This is a genomic window from Nostoc sp. DSM 114167 (assembly GCF_052692655.1).
Genome location: NZ_CP195116.1, coordinates 4432564 through 4452500 on the forward strand (window position 1 = coordinate 4432564; position 19937 = coordinate 4452500).

The window sequence follows — 19937 nt, forward strand, 5'->3', positions numbered from 1 at the left end:
CTTGACAGAATCAAACTTGTATAATCTGTGAAATGGAGCTTGATGTGCGTAGTGGTTTTCAATTGAATAGACTATACGCGTAGGGGCACAATATATTGTGCCCCTAAAATTATGTGTATTCCACGCTTGTAAAAATTGCTGTCATTTTCACGAGTATCAAAGGCTCATTAATGGAGTTCAAATACTCATTAATGGAGCTAAAAGACTCATTAATGGAGTTCAAAGGCTCATTAATGGAGCTAAAAGACTCATTAATGGAGTTCAAAGGCTCATTAATGGAGCTAAAAGACTCATTAATGGAGTTCAAAGGCTCATTAATGGAGCTAAAAGACTCATTAACGGAGTTCAAAGGCTCATTAATGGAGCTAAAAGACTCATTAACGGTAATGCACTATCAGTAATTGTGTAGTTATCTGCTGTAGTAAACTACATCTAAGCCAGAAGACTGCATTCAATAGTTGATAGCGCTGTGAAAAAAATCCTGATTGTGTCAGCTAATCCCACAACGACAGACAAACTCCGCTTGGATGAGGAAGTAAGGGAAATTCAGGAAGGGTTGCAACGCTCTCGCAGCCGAGATAAGTTTGAACTGATTACTAAATGGGCAGTACGCCCTGACGACTTGCGGCGGGCGCTTTTAGATCATAATCCTCATATTATCCATTTTTCAGGACATGGGGGAGGAAATCAAGGTTTAGCCTTGGAAAATATTACAGGGCAAATGCAGCTGGTGAGTACAGAGTCACTAGCAAGGCTATTTAAACTATTTAAAGACAAAATTGAGTGTATTTTATTAAATGCTTGCTATAGCGAGGTACAAGCTGAGGCAATTCACCAACACATTAATTGCGTGGTTGGGATGAATCGGGCAATTGGCGATCGCGCCGCAATTAAATTTGCGGTTGGCTTTTATGATGCACTGGGTGCTGATAGGTCTTATGAGGATGCTTATGAGTTTGGCTGTAGCGCGATTGATTTAGAAAGTATTCCAGAGTCTTCCACCCCAGTGCTGAAAAGTCGGAACAATTCCCAAGGTGCTATCTCTGCTAGCGAAATTATTCCAGATACCGAGATACAACCAGCAGTTTCCTTAGAAAATCCCGAAGGACAGGTATCTCTAAACTCTGCTTTCTATGTCGAGCGATCGCTTATTGAGGTAGACTGCTATGAAGCGATTCTTCAACCAGGGGCCTTAATTCGCATCAAAGCTCCCCGACAGATGGGCAAAACTTCGCTCATGTCAAGGGTTCTCCATCATGCTAGTCAACATGGCTATCAGATAGCACCCGTAAATTTCCAGTCAGCCGATGCAGAATTTCTCGGTAATTTAGATCGGTTTTTGCAGTGGTTCTGTGCCAGCATTACCTACGAACTGAATTTACCCGATAAATTAGACGAGTATTGGAAGGGTGTTTTAGGTAGCAAGAATAAATGTACAAATTACTTTCAACGGTATTTATTACCTGCGATTAATAACCCCGTAGCTTTGGGTTTGGATGAAGTCGATGAAGTCTTCAAGCATCCCAAGATTGCGGCTGATTTTTTTGGATTGCTACGAGCTTGGCATGAGCGGTCAAAGAATGAAACAATTTGGAAAAATCTTCGATTGGTGATTGTGCATTCTAAGGAAGTTTATATTCCACTCAATATTAATCAGTCGCCTTTTAATGTCGGCTTACCTATTGAGTTGCCAGACTTAAATCAAACGCAAATACAAGATTTAGCACAGCGTCACAGACTCAATTGGTCTGACTCACAAATTGAAGAATTAATCACACTCGTCGGTGGTCATCCTTATTTAGTGCGGGTAGCCCTTTATGAAATTGCCCGTGGTCGGATAACGCTGGAAAATCTGCAAAAAATCGCGGCAACCGAAGAAGGCCCTTACAGTGACCATCTGCGCCGCCACTGGCTGAATTTGCAAGAGGATGCAGAATTGCTAGCGGCGGTCAAACAAGTGATGATGGCAAATCGGTCTGTGGATGTCGGTATAACTGAAGCATTTAAACTCCGCAGTATGGGGTTAGTTAAGTTTCAAGGTAATCAAGTAGTGCCACTGTGTGAATTGTACCGTCAATATTTTCGGCGATCGCTTGGGCATTAAAAATTAAAAAACTACATTAGGAGTGCAATATGACTTTCATCTCCAATTAGCATTTAGCAAAAAGGATCAAAAATGGTTCAAGTTATTCAAGGAAGAGATATAACCTTAGCCCAGTTAATCGATCAATTTGGGCTACAACGTGCTGACTACGAACAGTTTTTTTCAGAGTGGCAGCAAGATTTACCTGAGTTAAGTGACTTAGAAAAGCAATCTCTCAACGAAGTCAAGGCAGAATATTTGCATTTATCCCGCTACCAAATTTTAGAACCTGTAGTCAAAATGGTGGTGCTATCTCCACTATTGCGTCTAGCAGGTTTTTATCAACCGCCTTTTTACATTGCGTCGGAAGAAGAGGTCAGAATTTCTTCTGAAGACGAAGGCACAATTATTATAGGACGTATTGATATTTTGGTGTTTCATCCTCCATTTTGGGTTCTCGTTATTGAGGAAAAACGAGCAGAATATTCTTTGGAGGTAGCAATTTCTCAAGCATTAGCTTATATGTTGGCTAATCCTGGTAATGATAAACCTACATTTGGTTTTGTAACCAATGGTCGAGAATTTCAATTTATTAAGTTGACGAAACAGGATACACCAAAATATGAATTATCTTACACACTGTCGCTCAATCGTGGAGATGACCTACATACTGTTGTAAAAGTGTTAAAACGCCTAGCTGGTTTAATTCGTAATTCGTAATTCGTAATTCGTAATCTTGTAGTTAATAATAATTGTAGGTTGGGTTGAGGCTTTGCGAAACCCAACAAACCCCGCAAAATGTTGGGTTTCGTTCCTCAACCCAACCTACATAATTTAATTTTTTGTTTATGACCCAGTACCAATATCAAGTCGGTGGTAGTCTACCTCAAAATGCACCAACTTATGTTAGACGGCAAGCTGATCGTGACCTCTATGAAGGCTTGAAGGCTGGGGATTTTTGTTATGTACTCAATTCCCGGCAGATGGGGAAATCTAGCTTGCGAGTGCAGGTAATGCAGCAGTTGCAAACAGAGGGATTTGCTTGTGCTGTTGTTGATATTACAGCTATTGGAACGGCAGATATTACCCCAGAACAGTGGTATGCCGGGGTGATTGATACTCTGGTGGGAAGTTTGAATATTTATACAACTTTTGATTTAGATACTTGGTGGAATGATAACGGGTTGCTTTCACCAGTACAGCGCTTGAGCAAGTTTATTGAAACAATTTTATTAAAAACAATTACTGAAAATATTGTTATTTTTATTGATGAAATTGACAGCATTCTAAGTCTTTCATTCAACTTAGATGACTTTTTTGCAGTTATCCGCGATTGCTATAACCGACGAGCAGACCATCCTGAATATAATCGCCTCACCTTTGCTTTGATTGGCGTATCTACACCTTCAGATTTGATTCAAGACAAACGCCGGACACCTTTTAATATTGGACAGGCAATTGATTTAACTGGCTTTCAATTCCCAGAGGCGCAACCCTTGGCACAGGGATTGGCAGAAGTGGGTGATTCTCAAGAGTTGATGCAACTGGTACTAGACTGGACGGGGGGACAGCCGTTTTTGACGCAAAAAGTTTGTAAATTAATGGTACAGGGCGGGCTAGAGACTAGGAACTGGGGACTAGAGGATAAAGACTGGGTGGAAGAGTTGGTACGCCAGGGGATTATTGAGAATTGGGAGACGCAAGATGAGCCGGAGCATTTGAAGACGATTCGAGACAGAATTTTGCAGAGTGGGGAACAGAGGACTGGGCGATTGTTGGGGTTGTATCAGCAGATTTTGCAGCAGGGAGAGATAGTAGCTGATGATAGTCCTGAAGAAATGGAACTGCGGCTGACGGGTTTGGTGGTGAAGCGGGAGGGAAAACTGCGAATTTATAACCGGATTTACACAGAGGTGTTTAAGCAGGAATGGTGCGACAAGATTTTAGCAAACTTGCGCCCCTACTCCGATACATTTAATGCCTGGGTTGAGTCGCAACGTCAAGATGAGTCGCGTTTGTTGCGGGGAAAGACTTTGCAAGATGCTCAAGAATGGTCAGTGGGTAAAAGTTTGAGTGACTTAGACTATCAGTTTTTAGCTGCTAGCCAAGAATTAGAAAAACGTGATGTGCAAAAAAGGCTGGAGGCAGAGGAACAAGCAAAGCAGGTATTAGCAAAGGCGAATCACAAAGCTAATCAACGGATTCGCATTGGTTATTTAGTCTTAGGACTGACTGGGCTGGGGGCAGTTGCATCATTAATATTTGCTCAATATGAATTGGGGCAAGCCGGAACAGCAAAGGAAAAAACGGAGAATGCCCAAATCGAGTTAATTCAGGCCAAGAGAGAAACCGCAGCAACCAAGCAAGATAATCAACGGATATCGGCAGACAATAAAAAAATATCACGCGACAATAAAAGGATATCAGAACAGGCGGCACAGGTAAAACGGAATTTAAGTAACGCAACTTCAAATCTGAATGCTGCAAACAACAAAATGAATCAGGCACAGGAAAACCTGGAACTAGCCCAAAACAAAATGGCAGCAGCTAGCGCAAAGGCTAGTCAAGCTGAAGTACGGGCAAAGCAAGCAATTCAACAACGGCAAGAAGCAGTTAAAGCCCGTAAAACTTCTCTTGAGGAATTAAAAAAGGCAGATGCAGCCAGAATTGTTGCTTTAACAGCTACGCGATTGGAACAAGAGGGAACAAATGCGTTGCATCTATTTGAGACTTCCAGAGAATTTGATGCTCTGCTATTAGCAATGGAGACGGCAGGAAGATTAAAAAGTCTGGTCAAGGATAAACAATCTTTAGCAGACTATCCAGCATACAGCCCTTTGTTTAGTTTACAGAGAATTCTATCTAGTACTAATATTCGTGAACAAAATCGTCTCGAAGGGCATAGCGATTCGGTCAACAGCGTCGTCTTCAGCCCGGATGGCAAAACTTTAGCTTCTGCCAGTAATGACAACACCATCAAATTGTGGAATCTCCACACGGGCAAAGAAATTACCACCTTAACTGGGCATAGCGATAAAGTCAACAGCGTCGTCTTCAGCCCGGATGGCAAAACTTTAGCTTCCGCCAGTAATAACAACACCATCAAATTGTGGAATCTCCACACGGGTAAAGAAATTACTACCCTGACTGGGCATAGCTATAAAGTCAACAGCGTCGTCTTCAGCCTGGATGGCAAAACTTTAGCTTCCGCCAGTAATGACAACACCATCAAATTGTGGAATCTCCACACGGGCAAAGAAATTACTACCCTGACTGGGCATAGTGATTCGGTCAACAGCGTCATCTTCAGCCCGGATGGCAAAACTTTAGCTTCCGCCAGTAATGACAACACCATCAAATTGTGGAATCTCCACACGGGCAAAGAAATTACTACCCTGACTGGGCATAGTGATTCGGTCAACAGCGTCATCTTCAGCCCGGATGGCAAAACTTTAGCTTCCGCCAGTGTTGACAAAACCATCAAATTGTGGGATCTCCACACGGGTAAAGAAATTACCACCTTGACTGGGCATAGCTATTCAGTCAACAGCGTCGTTTTCAGCCCGGATGGCAAAACTTTAGCTTCCGCCAGTAATGACAAAACCATCAAATTGTGGAATCTCCATACGGGTAAAGAAATTACCACCTTGACTGGGCATAACGATTCAGTCTTTAGCGTCATCTTCAGCCCGGATGGCAAAACTTTAGCTTCCGCCAGTTGGGACAAAACCATCAAATTGTGGAATCTCCACACGGGCAAAAAAATTACCACCTTGACTGGGCATAACGATTCAGTCTTTAGCGTCATCTTCAGCCCGGATGGCAAAACTTTAGCTTCCGCCAGTTGGGACAACACCATCAAATTGTGGAATCTCCACACGGGCAAAGAAATTACCACCTTGATTGGGCATAATGATGCGGTCAACAGCGTCATCTTCAGCCCGGATGGCAAAACTTTAGCTTCCGCTAGTTGGGACAAAACTATCAAATTGTGGAATCTCCACACGGGCAAAGAAATTACCACCTTGACTGGGCATAGTGATGCAGTCGTTAGCGTCGTCTTCAGCCCAAATGGTAAAACTTTAGCTTCCGCCAGTTATGACAAAACCATCAAATTGTGGAATCTCCACACGGGCAAAGAAATTACCACCTTGACTGGGCATAATGATGCGGTCAACAGCGTCATCTTCAGCCCGGATGGCAAAACTTTAGCTTCCGCTAGTTGGGACAAAACTATCAAATTGTGGAATCTCCACACGGGCAAAGAAATTACCACCTTGACTGGGCATAGTGATGCAGTCATTAGCGTCATCTTCAGCCCAAATGGTAAAACTTTAGCTTCCGCCAGTTATGACAAAACTATTAAATTGTGGAATCTCCACACGTGGAAAGAAATTACTACCCTGACTGGGCATAGCTATTCAGTCAACAGCGTTGTCTTCAGCCCGGATGGCAAAACTTTAGCTTCCGCCAGTTGGGACAATACCATCAAATTGTGGAATCTCCACACGGGCAAAGAAATTACTACCCTGACTGGGCACAGCGATTCGGTCATCAGCGTCGCCTTCAGCCCGAATGGCAAAACTTTAGCTTCCGCTAGTGCTGACAAGACGATCAAATTGTGGAATCTGAATGTTGATGATTTATTAGCACAGGGTTGCAGTTGGCTTAAGGGTTATTTGGCTAGCCATCCTGATGCGATTAAGGTGTGTCCAAGGCAGTAGAGAGATGAGGAAGATGAGGGGGATGGGGAAGCGATCGCCCTTTAATATTCAAAAAGAGTGATCGCTCGGTAAAAAAGAAATGCGATCGCACTTTATAACCTAATTGTTGCAGTGATTCTAAGCTGAAATCTACAGCCAAAGGCGATCGCTTGGTAAATTAGAGATGCGATCGCAGTTCCGAACTCGGTGTTTCAAGTTCCAAACAAGAATGGCCGAGCAAAAAGGTCGAACTTCCGAGTTCCAAACAAGAATGGCCGAGCAAAAAGGTCGAACTTCTGAGTTCCAAACAAGAATGGCCGAGCAAAAAGGTCGAACTTCCGAGTTCTGAACACGAACGGCCGAGTAAAAAGGTCGAACTTCCGAGTTAAACCTCCGGTTCCACTCCCAGCGCTTTTAACTGAGCGGCTAATCTCTCTGCACGCTGGCGTTCTTTTGCTGCTAACTCCAAACCCCACAGTAATAGTTCGCCATCATCATCCCACCAACGCAACCAATAACCTGTGCGGTTTTCTCGGCTTCCTTGCCATACGCCTAAAAACAAGTTCATTTCGGCAATCCAGTGACGATTATTTGCATCTGGTGTTTGCAGTTCATAATTTCCTAAATCATCTCGCCGATAAACTTCTAAAACTCCGCCGTCTGGTTCAAAAATCGCATAGTTTGGCACTTGTAAAATCTGCTCATAATAAAACCATTTACCAGGGGGATAGGTAGGTTTACTGGAATACTCTCCACCTTCGCTATCTGAGAGAAATTCCATCACAATTACCGGAATATCACCTTGCAATTGTGGAGTATAACTGCGCTTCACTTCTTCTCGTGAGACTCGAATAGATGATACATAACCCCAATCTGGCGCTTTGACGACAAATCGATTATTCAAAGTGGCGCAGATACCGTAATTAGTTATGGTTAAAGCATCGGCGGGTAATCTGTCGGCAAGTTCCAAGCTTTCTGTTAAAGCAGCAGCCAAGAGTGGCTGATTAATGTTATCCACTGGCTCGTTGTCTAAAACAAAATCATCAGGTAACTTTTCCCAGGTGACATTATGAGTGGCTGCATTGGCTAGCATAATCAGAATATTTTAAGTACAACTTTAATTTCTAATAGCCCGATTAAAAAATTGCACGCGGCGTTACTCCTGAGCAAGGGTTCGCACTTCTTCCACTGACAATCCCAAAGCTTGGGCAATCTGTTCAATGCTCAAATTCATTTGCAACAATCGGGGTATGGCATCTCTTCTGGCTTGTTCTGCAAGTTCTGCCCGTTGTCGTTCTTGTTCAGCCCGTTGTCGTTCTTGCTCGGCGTTGCGAGAAATTTCTGTATAATTTAAAAACCGTTCTCCGTCAGGGCGATATAACTGCAAACCCTCTGGTGATGGAGCAAACCGAATTTTTAATCGAGGACTCACCCAATCTTCCATTTGGGGGATGACATCTAAACCGTCTTCATTACGCAACCATCCATGCAAATTATTGCGATCGGGATCGTAAATGTAGTACTCTTCCACGCCATAGCGATCGTAGAAAAGTAATTTCTTGTCCATTTCAGTTTGGGTGTTGCTGGGAGAAAGAATTTCAAACACCACTTGTGGTGCAATTCCTTCTTCTTTCCATTGTTGGTAGCACAAGCGATCACCTTTTGGTCTACCCAATACCACCATCACATCTGGGGCGTTAACAATTTTGTTACGTCCCTCTACCGGATACCAAAATAAATCCCCGGCGACAAATACATTTGGATCGTCGGCAAATAGCCACTCGATATTCTGCTTAATTTCTACAATCCAGCCAAACTGTATGGTATTATTAGCCACTGGTTGTCCGTCACTATCTGGGTAGATGACCTCTGCCTGGGTCGGCGGTTGGATTTGCGATACCATAGCTTCGCCCTCAGAAGGATATTTAATCAGGATGCTTCCAAATTAGCAGACTCTTAAGGATGTCTGCGCCATGAATCTGGAACGATAACTAACTAAAACAGTACTATTGTTCTACAATAAACCGATTAAAGATAGTATTATTAAGGACTGTTTCATCAGAAACTCCTTCTTTGCCGCCCAATATGTCAGACCAACAGCTAGCAGCATCCTTGAATGGACATCTTCCGTACCCCAGCCACAACAGCCAGAATACCATTCGGATTCGGGGTGCTAGGCAGCATAATCTGAAAAATATTGATTTGGAATTGCCACGCGATCGCCTAATCGTCTTCACTGGCGTTTCTGGTTCTGGTAAGTCTTCCTTAGCCTTTGATACCATTTTCGCTGAAGGGCAACGTCGCTATGTGGAATCCCTCAGCGCCTACGCCAGACAATTTCTCGGACAACTGGATAAGCCGGATGTAGAGGCGATTGAAGGCTTAAGTCCAGCAATTTCCATTGACCAAAAGTCAACCTCTCATAACCCCCGTTCCACAGTCGGTACGGTGACAGAGATTTACGACTATCTGCGGCTGTTGTTTGGTCGGGCTGGCGAACCCCATTGTCCGATATGCGATCGCTGTATTGCACCCCAGACAATCGATGAGATGTGCGATCGCATTATGGAATTACCAGACCGCACCCGCTTCCAAATTCTTGCACCCGTGGTTCGTGGGAAAAAGGGCACACACCGTAAGCTTTTGTCAAGTCTGGCATCTCAAGGTTTTGTTCGCGTGCGGATCGATGGCGAGATCCGCGAACTGTCAGATTCCATTGAATTGGATAAAAATTTTACCCACACCATCGAAGTGGTAATTGACCGCTTGGTAAAAAAAGATGGTATCCAAGAGCGTTTGGTTGATTCTCTGTCTACGTGTCTCAAGCAATCGGGTGGTATTGCCAGTATTGTTATTAGTCATGAGTCATCTAAGGAAACCCCCCCTAGCCCCCCCTTGGCAAGGGGGGGTGCCGAAGGCGGGGGGTTTAATAACGAAGAAGAATTAGTATTTTCAGAAAACTTTGCTTGTCCAGAACATGGCGCGGTAATGGAGGAACTATCGCCGCGATTGTTCTCCTTTAACTCACCTTATGGTGCTTGTCCGCACTGTCATGGCATCGGCACTTTAAGAAGATTTGCGCCAGACTTGATCGTACCCGACTGGGAAGCGCCAGTTTACGCTGCGATCGCGCCTTGGTCAGAAAAAGATAATTCTTATTACTTGGAATTACTCTATAGCGTGGGGCAGATTTATGGATTTGAGTTACAGACAAATTGGGGCAAGCTGACAGAAGAACAGCAGCAAATTCTTCTGTTTGGAGAGAAAGATGAACGAGCCGCAGAGGCAAAAAGAAAGCAGAGCTTTAAAGGTGCTATTCCAATTTTGCAACGGCAGTATGAGGGTGGTTCGGAATTAGTTAAGCAAAAATTAGAGCAGTATTTAATCGATCAACCGTGTGAAGTTTGTCAGGGCAAACGGTTAAAACCGGAAGCTTTGGCGGTGAAGTTGGGACAATATGGAATTTTAGAATTAACTGGGGTATCGATTCGGGATTGTCGAGAGAGAATTGAGCAATTTAAGTTGAGCGATCGCCAGTTACAAATTGCTGATTTAGTCCTGAGAGAAATCAAAGCCAGATTGCAATTCTTGTTAGATGTAGGTTTAGATTATCTTACCCTTGACCGTCCTGCCATGACCCTTTCTGGTGGCGAAGCCCAACGAATTCGTCTAGCAACGCAAATTGGTTCTGGTTTAACAGGAGTTCTCTACGTTTTAGATGAGCCGAGTATTGGTTTGCATCAACGAGATAATGGCAGATTGCTGAAAACCTTAACGAAATTACGCGATTTAGGTAATACATTAATTGTTGTTGAACACGATGAAGAAACAATTCGTGCAGCTAACTACATAGTTGATATTGGCCCTGGTGCAGGAATTCACGGCGGAAATATTATCGCCCAAGGTGATTTTCAGGCGTTATTAGCAGCAGAAGATTCTTTGACGGGTGCATATTTATCAGGAAGACGAGTAATTAACACACCAGCAGAACGCCGAGAAGGAAATGGGCGCAGTTTGGGAATAAAAAATGCCCATCGTAACAACTTAAGAAATATAGATGTAGACATTCCATTAGGTAAACTCGTTTCCATCACTGGTGTGTCTGGTTCTGGCAAATCTACCCTGATTAACGAATTACTGTACCCATCTCTGCAACACCATTTAACAAAGAAAGTTCCCTTACCCAGACATTTGGATAAAATTCAGGGATTAAACGCGATTGATAAAGCGATCGTTATCGATCAATCTCCTATTGGACGCACACCACGTTCAAACCCTGCAACTTACACAGGAATTTTCGATGCGATTCGGGATGTCTTTTCCCAAACCGTAGAAGCCAAAGCTAGAGGTTACAAACCCGGACAATTTTCCTTCAACGTCAAAGGTGGACGTTGCGAAGCTTGTAGCGGACAGGGTGTGAATGTTATTGAAATGAACTTTCTCCCGGATGTTTACGTACAATGCGAAATTTGTAAAGGTGCAAGGTATAACCGCGAAACTTTGCAAGTGAAGTACAAAGATAAATCAATTTCTGATGTACTGAGAATGACAGTTGAGGAAAGTTTAGACTTTTTTCAGAATATACCCAAAGCGATCGCGCGTTTGCAAACTTTATTTGATGTCGGGTTGGGTTACGTCCAACTAGGACAACCTGCGACTACCTTATCTGGTGGGGAAGCGCAACGGGTAAAATTAGCAACAGAACTATCTCGACGCGCTACAGGTAAGACACTTTATTTAATAGATGAACCGACAACAGGGTTATCTTTTTACGATGTTCATAAATTATTAGATGTGTTGCAACGATTGGTAGATAAGGGGAATTCAATATTAGTCATTGAACACAACTTAGATGTAATTCGCTGTTCAGACTGGGTGATAGATTTGGGGCCAGAAGGTGGCGACAAAGGCGGAGAATTAATTGCTGTGGGTACACCAGAGGAAGTTGCAAAAAATCCCAGGTCTTATACTGGGCAATATTTGCAGCAAGTTTTGAAGCAGTATCCGGCGATGAAATCTTAGTCTTTTGCAATTAGGGTACATTGCATAAAGGTCATATCCAGGTCAAAAAAGCGGAGAAGGTTGTAGCAAAAGTATTATGAAACTTCCTAACCGTGAATGCGCTATTGTTGAAATAGATAAAATCGCGGGTTACTGTCTCAACCCCGAACATCCAGAAGGAAAACACAAAGCCCGTGTATTTAAATCTGCACTAGGCTTAAATTTAGATGATGCAGAAGAATTACAAGCGATCCTTTTACAAGCAGTAGCAAATTATGATGCTATCCCTGGTAAAAGTAATGCATACGGTCAAAAATATATCATTGATTTTCCCCTGAATCGTTCAGATAAACAAGCAATTATTCAAAGCGTTTGGATAGTGCGTAATAATGAAGGCTTCCCCCGCCTAGTCACCTGTTATGTAATCTAAGCAATGAGGTAATACTAATGAAATTATTAGATGTGGTTGCCCTAACTGAAGACTTACCAGAATTGGGATTGCATCGCGGTCAAGTAGGAACGATTGTAGAAGAATATGAACCTGGAGTTTTTGAAGTAGAATTCAGCGACTTAACAGGAAAAGCTTATGCCGTAGAAACTTTAAATGTTAGTCAGCTAATGACTTTATATCATCAACCAATTGGTGGAAAAACATTATTAGTTTAACTGCCCTCCCTACGGTACTTTTGAAGTCGATTCAACACCCACACCACATTTGCTTCTGAGAGGGCAAAATTATAGCGATATAGCTAATTCTCTACAGTAAAACCCTCAGAGTGCTTATACACCAAAGGTTTTGTTAGTTCATAAAAACTCTGAGGGTTCTGTCGAGATTTGGCGATATAGGAAAAATAAAATCAACAAATAAACAAACTTGCATCAACATGAAAACACTTTCCCAAAAGCCTCAGCTTGTTTTTTAGTGACTTATAGTCGACAAAATCCCCAACTTCTTAAATAAGTTGGGGATCTACTGTTTGCAATTATTATAAATAAAATAGGATTGCAATAAATGTTTATCAAGTTGTAGCTAAAGCTGGTTCTGCCAAAAAATATTTCAGATTTTCTTGCTGGGTAGCAAATTTCAAATATTGAGATGCCATTTCTGGTGTCAGCAATTCAATCATTAACCTGTTTTCCACCCAGAACTCAATCACATCAAAGAAAGAATCGCGGTTACAGCGCACTACACGCCAACCTTCACGAACACCAATTTTTTCAATTTCTTGCTGACTAATTGGTACAGAGATAGCTGCATGAATATCTGTATACCTGGAAGTAATAGCAGTATGTACAAATACGCATTCTTCATCACCTTCACCAGGTTCTATTTGAGAACCTAAAGGATAAAGTTCAATACCTGTACCGTATTCATCAAAAGGTAGAACCATATAACTTCCAGGATTAGGAGGAAAGGGAACAGCTTGCGCTTTTAAGATTTCCCCCAGAACTTGAGCAACATGACTAGGGTTTCTAACAGCAATTGAAATATGGTGAATCATAGAATAACCTCAGTTCGATATTTTGTAGATTAGAAAACAATCGGGTAGAACTAGGGGAGGCAGGGGAGAGAAAAAATTCTTAACCTCAGCGTATTGGCTTCTATGCAAATTGAATGCTCATTAGCTTATTGAGGTCGTCCATAATGAGCGCGACCCTGACCATCGGCAGTCTCAAGTACTAAAACTTGCTGCCCATAATCATTCGTCTCAATCGACCACTGGTAAGTCTCAGGCTTTGCTGTGTTGCGGCTGGAGTAGGTGCGCCCGCTATTGCAGATTTGCCCTTTAGATGTGCTGTCGCTGGGTTGAAAAGTCAGGCGTTGAGCCTCAATCTTAACTTTGCCTTTTTCCTCTATGAAGAGGTTAGACGCACAGTTGTAGGTATTAATTTGAATCAGTCTATTTCGCTTGTAGTTTCCATTAGATGCAAGTTGGAATTGGTCGCTAGAGCCATTTGGGGCTGCGGACTGCCCTGTGTAACTGTCTTGGTATTGGATAGATGAAATCCGGCCATACCGCCACTCGCCCTGGAGTTCAGCAGGCACTCCAGTGTCATTACCCGCCTGACTCGCGCTTGGATAAAAAGCAAGGCTAGCGGTGAAACCCAAACTTAGGGCACTAGCAGCGAAAAAGCGGACAGTTTTTGGCATGGAATAGAATAGCCTATTGGTTATTGAGTGCATAGCATTTTTGTAGAAATAGATTTATTTATCAACGAAAGCGATTTCCAACGCGAACCCTGCATGTTTCTATATCGCCTTTCCGAATAGGGGTACACAAATGTGCATCCAAATCCATCCAAACGAAAACTTCATGCAATAAACTGCAATCCATATTTGTTCAAAACAGGCTGTACTTTTTCCATATTTAGCGATGGACTATCTGCTACTTGACCCATTTCTTCATAAAAGTTTTTCGCACCCTTCGGCGAAATTAAAACCAGGAATTTCGCAGTAGCAGAACGAATCTTAAAGCCGTGTGCTGCATTGTGAGGAATATTAATGAAAAAGCCTGGTGATGCCAAAATTGTTTCTGTACCAATTTGGATGTCTAGTTCGCCTTCTAGAATATAAAACGCCTCTTCCCAAGGGTGAGTATGAAGTGGTGGGCCATTTTCTTCTGTATCTGTAATTTCATAAATGGTCCACGCTTGATTAGTCTCTTCTCCGGTTACTTTTGTTGTGAACTGTGCACCAATAACTGAAAATTTATTTCCTTCTCCTGATGCAAGAATAGTTGGTTTCCGTACGGTTGTACTTTGCATACAAGTTACTCCTTGTTGTGTAATGTAGGAAGTGATTCACAAACTTGATTTGATGTTTTTAACATTAGAAATTAATCGGGGAGAACTAGGGTAGATAAATAGGTAATTGCTATTTTTTTTGTAACTGATTATTAAGACATTGAACTAAGGTTAAAATCTCTAGAAAGAATTAGTAGCTTATTGTGGCTAAAGTCGATATTTCCATGCCTAAAGAGTCACCCAACTTCCCCAAAGCAGACATACTGGTGATTGATGACACGCCAGAAAACTTGAATCTCCTATCTGCCATGTTAACGGAACAGGGATATAAAGTTAGGAGTGTAACTAAAGGTTCTACAGGTTTACGGGGAGCAAATGCAGTTCCTCCCGACCTAATTTTGCTGGACGTGAATATGCCTGAGATGAATGGCTATGAAGTCTGCCAACATCTGAAGGCAAGCGATCGCACCCGCGAAATTCCAGTAATTTTTATCAGCGCTTTGGGTGATGTGCTAGATAAGGTAAAAGCTTTTACAGCTGGTGGGGTAGACTACATCACTAAGCCTTTCCAACTAGAAGAGGTCTTAGCACGAATTGAAAATCATTTGACCATTTGGAAACTGCAACGACAACTCCAAGCTCAAAATGAGCGGTTGCAGCAGGAAATTTCTGAACGCGCCAAAGCAGAAGAGAAGTTTGCTAAGGTTTTTCGCTCTAGTCCCAACCCGATCGCGATCGCTACAGTTTCCGAAGCTCGTTTTATTGATGTCAATCCCAGCTTCTTGAAGATGAGCGGCTATTGTTTAGAGGAAGTAATTGGAGATACTGCTACCGAACTTAATTTAGGTAAAAACACAGTCGCGATCGCTCAAACAATTCAACTTCTGCCGGAAACTGGCTCGCTGTACAATCTAGAATTTGAATTTTCTACAAAGTCTGGAGAACTCAAAACCATACTGATATCTCTCGAATTAATTGACTTAGGTGGAGTGCCATGTGCTTTATTAATTGCCAATGACATCACCGAACGTAAACGCCTAGAAAACGAATTTATCTCTTTAGTTAGTCATGAGTTGCGTACACCTTTAACTTCCACAATGGGAGCATTAGATTTATTGAGTTCAGGACAACTGGGAACTTTAACCGAACAGGGACAAAAAGTCCTCAGCATTGCCACAACTAATACTGAACGCTTGATTCGTTTAGTGAACGATATTCTCGATTTAGAGCGGATGAAATCGGGCAAAATCTTTACACGGAAGGCGAAGTGCAACGCCGCAGACTTGCTAATTACGGCAACGGAAGCAATGCAAGCAATGGCAGATAAATTACAAGTTCGACTAATTATAAATCCCGTACCAGTAGAACTTTGGGCAGATCCCGATCGCCTCTTGCAAACCCTCACCAATTTACTGAGCAACGCAATTAAGTTTTCTGAACCAGGTGACACTGTGTGGATAAGTGCCACTCTCTCAGAATCTAAAGGCGTTGAGTCTGAAGAAAATCAGCCTTCATCATTCAACTTTCTTTTAATTACGATCCAAGATGAAGGGCGAGGAATTCCTGAAGATAAATTACAGATCATCTTCGAGCGTTTTCAGCAAGTAGATGCATCTGACTCCCGCAACAAAGGAGGAACAGGTTTAGGACTTGCTATTTGCCGAGATATCATACAGCAACATGATGGTAAAATCTGGGTTCAGAGCATTTTAGGCAAAGGTAGCACCTTTTATGTACTGTTACCTTTAGTAGACTCTCAATAGCAGCCTTTAATTACCCAAATCTCCCCTACTTCTACCCGATTGCATTCTAAAATAGCTGAATACTAATCAAGCTAATCAGCATCACATATCATGCGAGAGTGACAATATGAGCAGAAATATCTTGATTGTTGATGATGAAGAAGATGTGCAGGCGATCGCAAAATTGGGATTAGAAATGGCTGCTGGTTGGAACGTGTTGACTGCTTGTTCTGGTTGGGAAGCGTTGAATCTAGCAGCCAACTCTAAGCTTGATGTAATTTTACTAGATATGATGATGCCTGATATGGATGGGCGTGCCACTCTGCAACAACTGAAGGCTAACCCCATCACTAAGTCAATTCCAGTAATTTTACTCACTGCCAAAGTCCAGGAGTCCGATCAAAAGAGCTTTACTGGCTTAGATGTAGCTGCCGTCTTTGCCAAGCCTTTCCGCCCCTTAAAACTAGCAGCGCAAATCCGTGAAGCATTGGGCTGGAACTGATTTTTTGGGTGTTTACAGCAAATTTTGCTCTACTCTATATAATATTGTCACCGCTTTTCTTATTCGCATTGACACACAAGTGGGCAAAAGTAGGTACAAAACGATTAGGCGTTGGATACCATCTGTCAGATTGAGCCGCAAAGAAATTGATCTATAAAATACTTTAGAAATAATTTAGGCTCTGGGAAAGCGATCGCCCCTACCAATATCCTCCAATAACCAACTACGCAACAGAGGATCTAAAACTAGCCAGGGCGGCAAAACACTAGACTTGCTCACAAATTTATTGGTTCCTAAAAGACTTCCAGCAATACTATAGCCTAAACCCCTTGTCTTGCATGGCTTTGATAGTGATGCCGAAATATTCCAAAAATATTTTGGAAAAAGTAGTTGACACGAGGAATTAGGTTCGCTATATTGAATAAGTGCTTGAAGCGGAGCGAGAAAGAGCAACGCTTAAAGGACACCGAACCTTGAAAATATTATAGTTTGAAAGCGATTATACAGCAAGTGTATTGCGTCAAGCAAATAAAAATAACTAAGCTGAAGTTAAAAAAGAGCAGCTATTGAGCTAAAGAGCTTTCCAATTCAAAACGGAGAGTTTGATCCTGGCTCAGGATGAACGCTGGCGGTATGCTTAACACATGCAAGTCGAACGGTGTCTTCGGACACAGTGGCGGACGGGTGAGTAACGCGTGAGAATCTGGCTCTAGGTCTGGGACAACCACTGGAAACGGTGGCTAATACCGGATGTGCCCTTGGGTGAAAGGCTTGCTGCCTAGAGATGAGCTCGCGTCTGATTAGCTAGTTGGAAGTGTAATGGACTCCCAAGGCGACGATCAGTAGCTGGTCTGAGAGGACGATCAGCCACACTGGGACTGAGACACGGCCCAGACTCCTACGGGAGGCAGCAGTGGGGAATTTTCCGCAATGGGCGAAAGCCTGACGGAGCAATACCGCGTGAGGGAGGAAGGCTCTTGGGTCGTAAACCTCTTTTCTTAGGGAAGAACACAATGACGGTACCTGAGGAATAAGCATCGGCTAACTCCGTGCCAGCAGCCGCGGTAATACGGAGGATGCAAGCGTTATCCGGAATGATTGGGCGTAAAGCGTCCGCAGGTGGCAATGAAAGTCTGCTGTTAAAGAGTCTAGCTCAACTAGATAGAAGCAGTGGAAACTACATAGCTAGAGTACGTTCGGGGCAGAGGGAATTCCTGGTGTAGCGGTGAAATGCGTAGAGATCAGGAAGAACACCAGTGGCGAAGGCGCTCTGCTAGGCCGTAACTGACACTGAGGGACGAAAGCTAGGGGAGCGAATGGGATTAGATACCCCAGTAGTCCTAGCCGTAAACGATGGATACTAGGCGTGGCTTGTATCGACCCGAGCCGTGCCGTAGCTAACGCGTTAAGTATCCCGCCTGGGGAGTACGCCGGCAACGGTGAAACTCAAAGGAATTGACGGGGGCCCGCACAAGCGGTGGAGTATGTGGTTTAATTCGATGCAACGCGAAGAACCTTACCAAGGCTTGACATGTCGCGAATCTTGATGAAAGTTGAGAGTGCCTTCGGGAGCGCGAACACAGGTGGTGCATGGCTGTCGTCAGCTCGTGTCGTGAGATGTTGGGTTAAGTCCCGCAACGAGCGCAACCCTCGTTTTTAGTTGCCAGCATTAAGTTGGGCACTCTAGAGAGACTGCCGGTGACAAACCGGAGGAAGGTGGGGATGACGTCAAGTCAGCATGCCCCTTACGCCTTGGGCTACACACGTACTACAATGCTTTGGACAGAGGGCAGCAAGCGAGCGATCGCAAGCAAATCCCGCAAACCAAAGCTCAGTTCAGATCGCAGGCTGCAACTCGCCTGCGTGAAGGAGGAATCGCTAGTAATTGCAGGTCAGCATACTGCAGTGAATTCGTTCCCGGGCCTTGTACACACCGCCCGTCACACCATGGAAGCTGGTAGTGCCCGAAGTCATTACTCCAACCATTCGTGGAGGAGGATGCCTAAGGCAGGACTGGTGACTGGGGTGAAGTCGTAACAAGGTAGCCGTACCGGAAGGTGTGGCTGGATCACCTCCTTTAAAGGAGACCTACACCCCTTAGAGATCGAAAAGCAAACAGCTATATAGATACTAAGTTGGTCATTCCTTAGGTCAGTCGCAGACATTTGCAAATGTAGAAAGCTTTCAAACTATGATGAAGGTTCGATATGGGCTATTAGCTCAGGTGGTTAGAGCGCACCCCTGATAAGGGTGAGGTCCCTGGTTCGAGTCCAGGATGGCCCACCTGAATCAATTAAAAATGTAAAATGCAAAATTAAAAATTTATTTCACTTTTAATTTTTAATTATCAATTTTTAATTGTATCTGGGGGTTTAGCTCAGTTGGTAGAGCGCCTGCTTTGCAAGCAGGATGTCAGCGGTTCGAGTCCGCTAACCTCCACCTGATGGCGATTGCCAGAACACAAAAGTGAGTGAGAAATCAGCAACATGACATTTGTCAGACTGCTGAGTAAATTCTCAGCCAGAACCATGAAAACTGCATAGGAACGCAAATTAGCAGGCAGACACAGACATTATCGAGTGCTGAGTGCTTCGGCTTAGAGTGCTGAGTAAAATCAGTGTGAAGTGACGAAGTAAGCAGAACTAACTATAAGTGATTGTGAATGCAATAGTTAAAAGACCAAAAAATTTGAGTGGTCAAGCGAATAAGGGCTAACGGTGGATACCTAGGCACACAGAGGCGACGAAGGACGTGGTTACCGACGATATGCTCCGGGGAGTTGGAAGCAAACATTGAGCCGGAGATTTCCGAATGGGGCAACCCTAGATACTAGCTGCTGAATATATAGGCAGTCAAGAGCCAACCCAGCGAATTGAAACATCTTACTAGCTGGAGGAAGAGAAATCAAAACAGAGATTCCCTAAGTAGTGGTGAGCGAAAGGGGAAAAGCCTAAACCAGAGGGTTTACCTTTTGGGGTAGTGGGACAGCGATATCGAATCTGGAGGCTAGACGAAGCAGCTAAATACTGCACCAAAGAAGGTGAAAGTCCTGTAGTCGAAAGTTAAAGGATAGTAGCTCAATCCCGAGTAGCATGGGGCACGAGGAATCCCATGTGAATCAGCGAGGACCACCTCGTAAGGCTAAATACTACTGTGTGACC

15 protein-coding genes, 2 tRNA genes, 2 rRNA genes and 1 pseudogene (1 of these 20 running past the window's edge) are annotated in these 19937 nt (G+C 43.4%); 13 read left to right on the forward strand and 7 right to left on the reverse strand.

Translation table 11 applies throughout. The annotated features are described in order from the left end of the window. Positions 1-191: 191 nt before the first annotated feature. From NSTC731_RS18980 to NSTC731_RS18995, 4 genes are all read left to right on the forward strand, one after another. Positions 192-401 (forward strand): hypothetical protein, encoded by a 210-nt coding sequence (locus NSTC731_RS18980; protein WP_445626304.1) that lies wholly within the window; start codon positions 192-194, stop codon positions 399-401. A 68-nt stretch (positions 402-469) separates the two neighbouring features. Then, on the forward strand, positions 470-2104 hold the full coding sequence (locus tag NSTC731_RS18985) for an AAA-like domain-containing protein (RefSeq protein WP_445626305.1): 1635 nt from the start codon (positions 470-472) through the stop codon (positions 2102-2104). Positions 2105-2176: 72 nt separating this feature from the next. After that, positions 2177-2803, forward strand: a complete 627-nt coding sequence (locus NSTC731_RS18990) for a type I restriction endonuclease (protein ID WP_445626306.1) — start codon at positions 2177-2179, stop codon at positions 2801-2803. A 128-nt stretch (positions 2804-2931) separates the two neighbouring features. Beyond that, positions 2932-6807: a WD40 domain-containing protein gene (locus NSTC731_RS18995; RefSeq protein WP_445626307.1), complete on the forward strand. Its 3876-nt coding sequence runs from the start codon at positions 2932-2934 to the stop codon at positions 6805-6807. On the opposite strand, the gene NSTC731_RS19000 is transcribed toward NSTC731_RS18995, so the two are convergent. From NSTC731_RS19000 to NSTC731_RS19010, 3 genes are all read right to left on the reverse strand, one after another. Beyond that, positions 6785-6946, reverse strand: a complete 162-nt coding sequence (locus tag NSTC731_RS19000) for a hypothetical protein (protein WP_445626308.1) — start codon at positions 6944-6946, stop codon at positions 6785-6787. The two genes, NSTC731_RS18995 and NSTC731_RS19000, sit on opposite strands and share 23 nt — an antisense overlap. Before the next feature lie 225 nt (positions 6947-7171). Then, the gene (locus tag NSTC731_RS19005) at positions 7172-7879 is read right to left on the reverse strand and encodes a Uma2 family endonuclease (protein WP_445626309.1); all 708 of its coding nucleotides are present in this window, start codon (positions 7877-7879) and stop codon (positions 7172-7174) included. A 63-nt stretch (positions 7880-7942) separates the two neighbouring features. Further along, positions 7943-8689 (reverse strand): Uma2 family endonuclease, encoded by a 747-nt coding sequence (locus tag NSTC731_RS19010; protein WP_445626310.1) that lies wholly within the window; start codon positions 8687-8689, stop codon positions 7943-7945. A 182-nt stretch (positions 8690-8871) separates the two neighbouring features. On the opposite strand from NSTC731_RS19010, the gene uvrA reads away from it, so the two are divergent. The 3 genes from uvrA (at position 8872) to NSTC731_RS19025 (ending at position 12453) form a co-directional block, all read left to right on the forward strand. Then, the gene (gene uvrA, locus NSTC731_RS19015) at positions 8872-11808 is read left to right on the forward strand and encodes an excinuclease ABC subunit UvrA (RefSeq protein ID WP_445626311.1); all 2937 of its coding nucleotides are present in this window, start codon (positions 8872-8874) and stop codon (positions 11806-11808) included. A 76-nt stretch (positions 11809-11884) separates the two neighbouring features. Next, a complete protein-coding gene (locus NSTC731_RS19020; protein WP_445626312.1) occupies positions 11885-12217 on the forward strand; it encodes a DUF6883 domain-containing protein in 333 nt (110 codons plus the stop codon). A 17-nt stretch (positions 12218-12234) separates the two neighbouring features. Next, on the forward strand, positions 12235-12453 hold the full coding sequence (locus NSTC731_RS19025) for a DUF4926 domain-containing protein (RefSeq protein ID WP_445626313.1): 219 nt from the start codon (positions 12235-12237) through the stop codon (positions 12451-12453). Between the two features lie 353 nt (positions 12454-12806). Here the strand turns inward: NSTC731_RS19025 and NSTC731_RS19030 are convergent, their stop codons facing one another. The 3 genes from NSTC731_RS19030 to NSTC731_RS19040 form a co-directional block, all read right to left on the reverse strand. Beyond that, the gene (locus tag NSTC731_RS19030; protein WP_322682373.1) at positions 12807-13289 is read right to left on the reverse strand and encodes a hypothetical protein; all 483 of its coding nucleotides are present in this window, start codon (positions 13287-13289) and stop codon (positions 12807-12809) included. A gap of 125 nt (positions 13290-13414) precedes the next feature. After that, a complete protein-coding gene (locus tag NSTC731_RS19035; protein WP_445626314.1) occupies positions 13415-13939 on the reverse strand; it encodes a hypothetical protein in 525 nt (174 codons plus the stop codon). Positions 13940-14100: 161 nt separating this feature from the next. Beyond that, positions 14101-14553, reverse strand: coding sequence for a cupin domain-containing protein (locus tag NSTC731_RS19040; RefSeq protein WP_445626315.1), 453 nt, complete (start codon positions 14551-14553; stop codon positions 14101-14103). Between the two features lie 182 nt (positions 14554-14735). Between NSTC731_RS19040 and NSTC731_RS19045 the strand changes: the two genes are divergently transcribed. Next, positions 14736-16295, forward strand: a complete 1560-nt coding sequence (locus tag NSTC731_RS19045) for an ATP-binding response regulator (RefSeq protein ID WP_445626316.1) — start codon at positions 14736-14738, stop codon at positions 16293-16295. A 106-nt stretch (positions 16296-16401) separates the two neighbouring features. After that, the gene (locus tag NSTC731_RS19050; protein ID WP_445626317.1) at positions 16402-16776 is read left to right on the forward strand and encodes a response regulator; all 375 of its coding nucleotides are present in this window, start codon (positions 16402-16404) and stop codon (positions 16774-16776) included. A gap of 189 nt (positions 16777-16965) precedes the next feature. Here NSTC731_RS19050 and NSTC731_RS19055 read toward each other — a convergent pair. Beyond that, positions 16966-17055, reverse strand: a pseudogene (locus tag NSTC731_RS19055) (carboxylating nicotinate-nucleotide diphosphorylase); the annotation flags it as partial. 311 nt (positions 17056-17366) lie between these two features. Between NSTC731_RS19055 and NSTC731_RS19060 the strand changes: the two are divergent. The 4 genes from NSTC731_RS19060 to NSTC731_RS19075 form a co-directional block, all read left to right on the forward strand. After that, positions 17367-18855, forward strand: a 16S ribosomal RNA gene (locus NSTC731_RS19060). A gap of 130 nt (positions 18856-18985) precedes the next feature. Next, positions 18986-19059: transfer RNA gene (locus NSTC731_RS19065), tRNA-Ile, on the forward strand. Positions 19060-19142: 83 nt separating this feature from the next. After that, positions 19143-19215: transfer RNA gene (locus NSTC731_RS19070), tRNA-Ala, on the forward strand. Between the two features lie 255 nt (positions 19216-19470). Further along, positions 19471-19937: ribosomal RNA gene (locus NSTC731_RS19075) — 23S ribosomal RNA — on the forward strand (it continues 2430 nt past the right edge of the window). Together the 16S and 23S rRNA genes with 2 tRNA genes alongside form the textbook arrangement of a ribosomal RNA operon.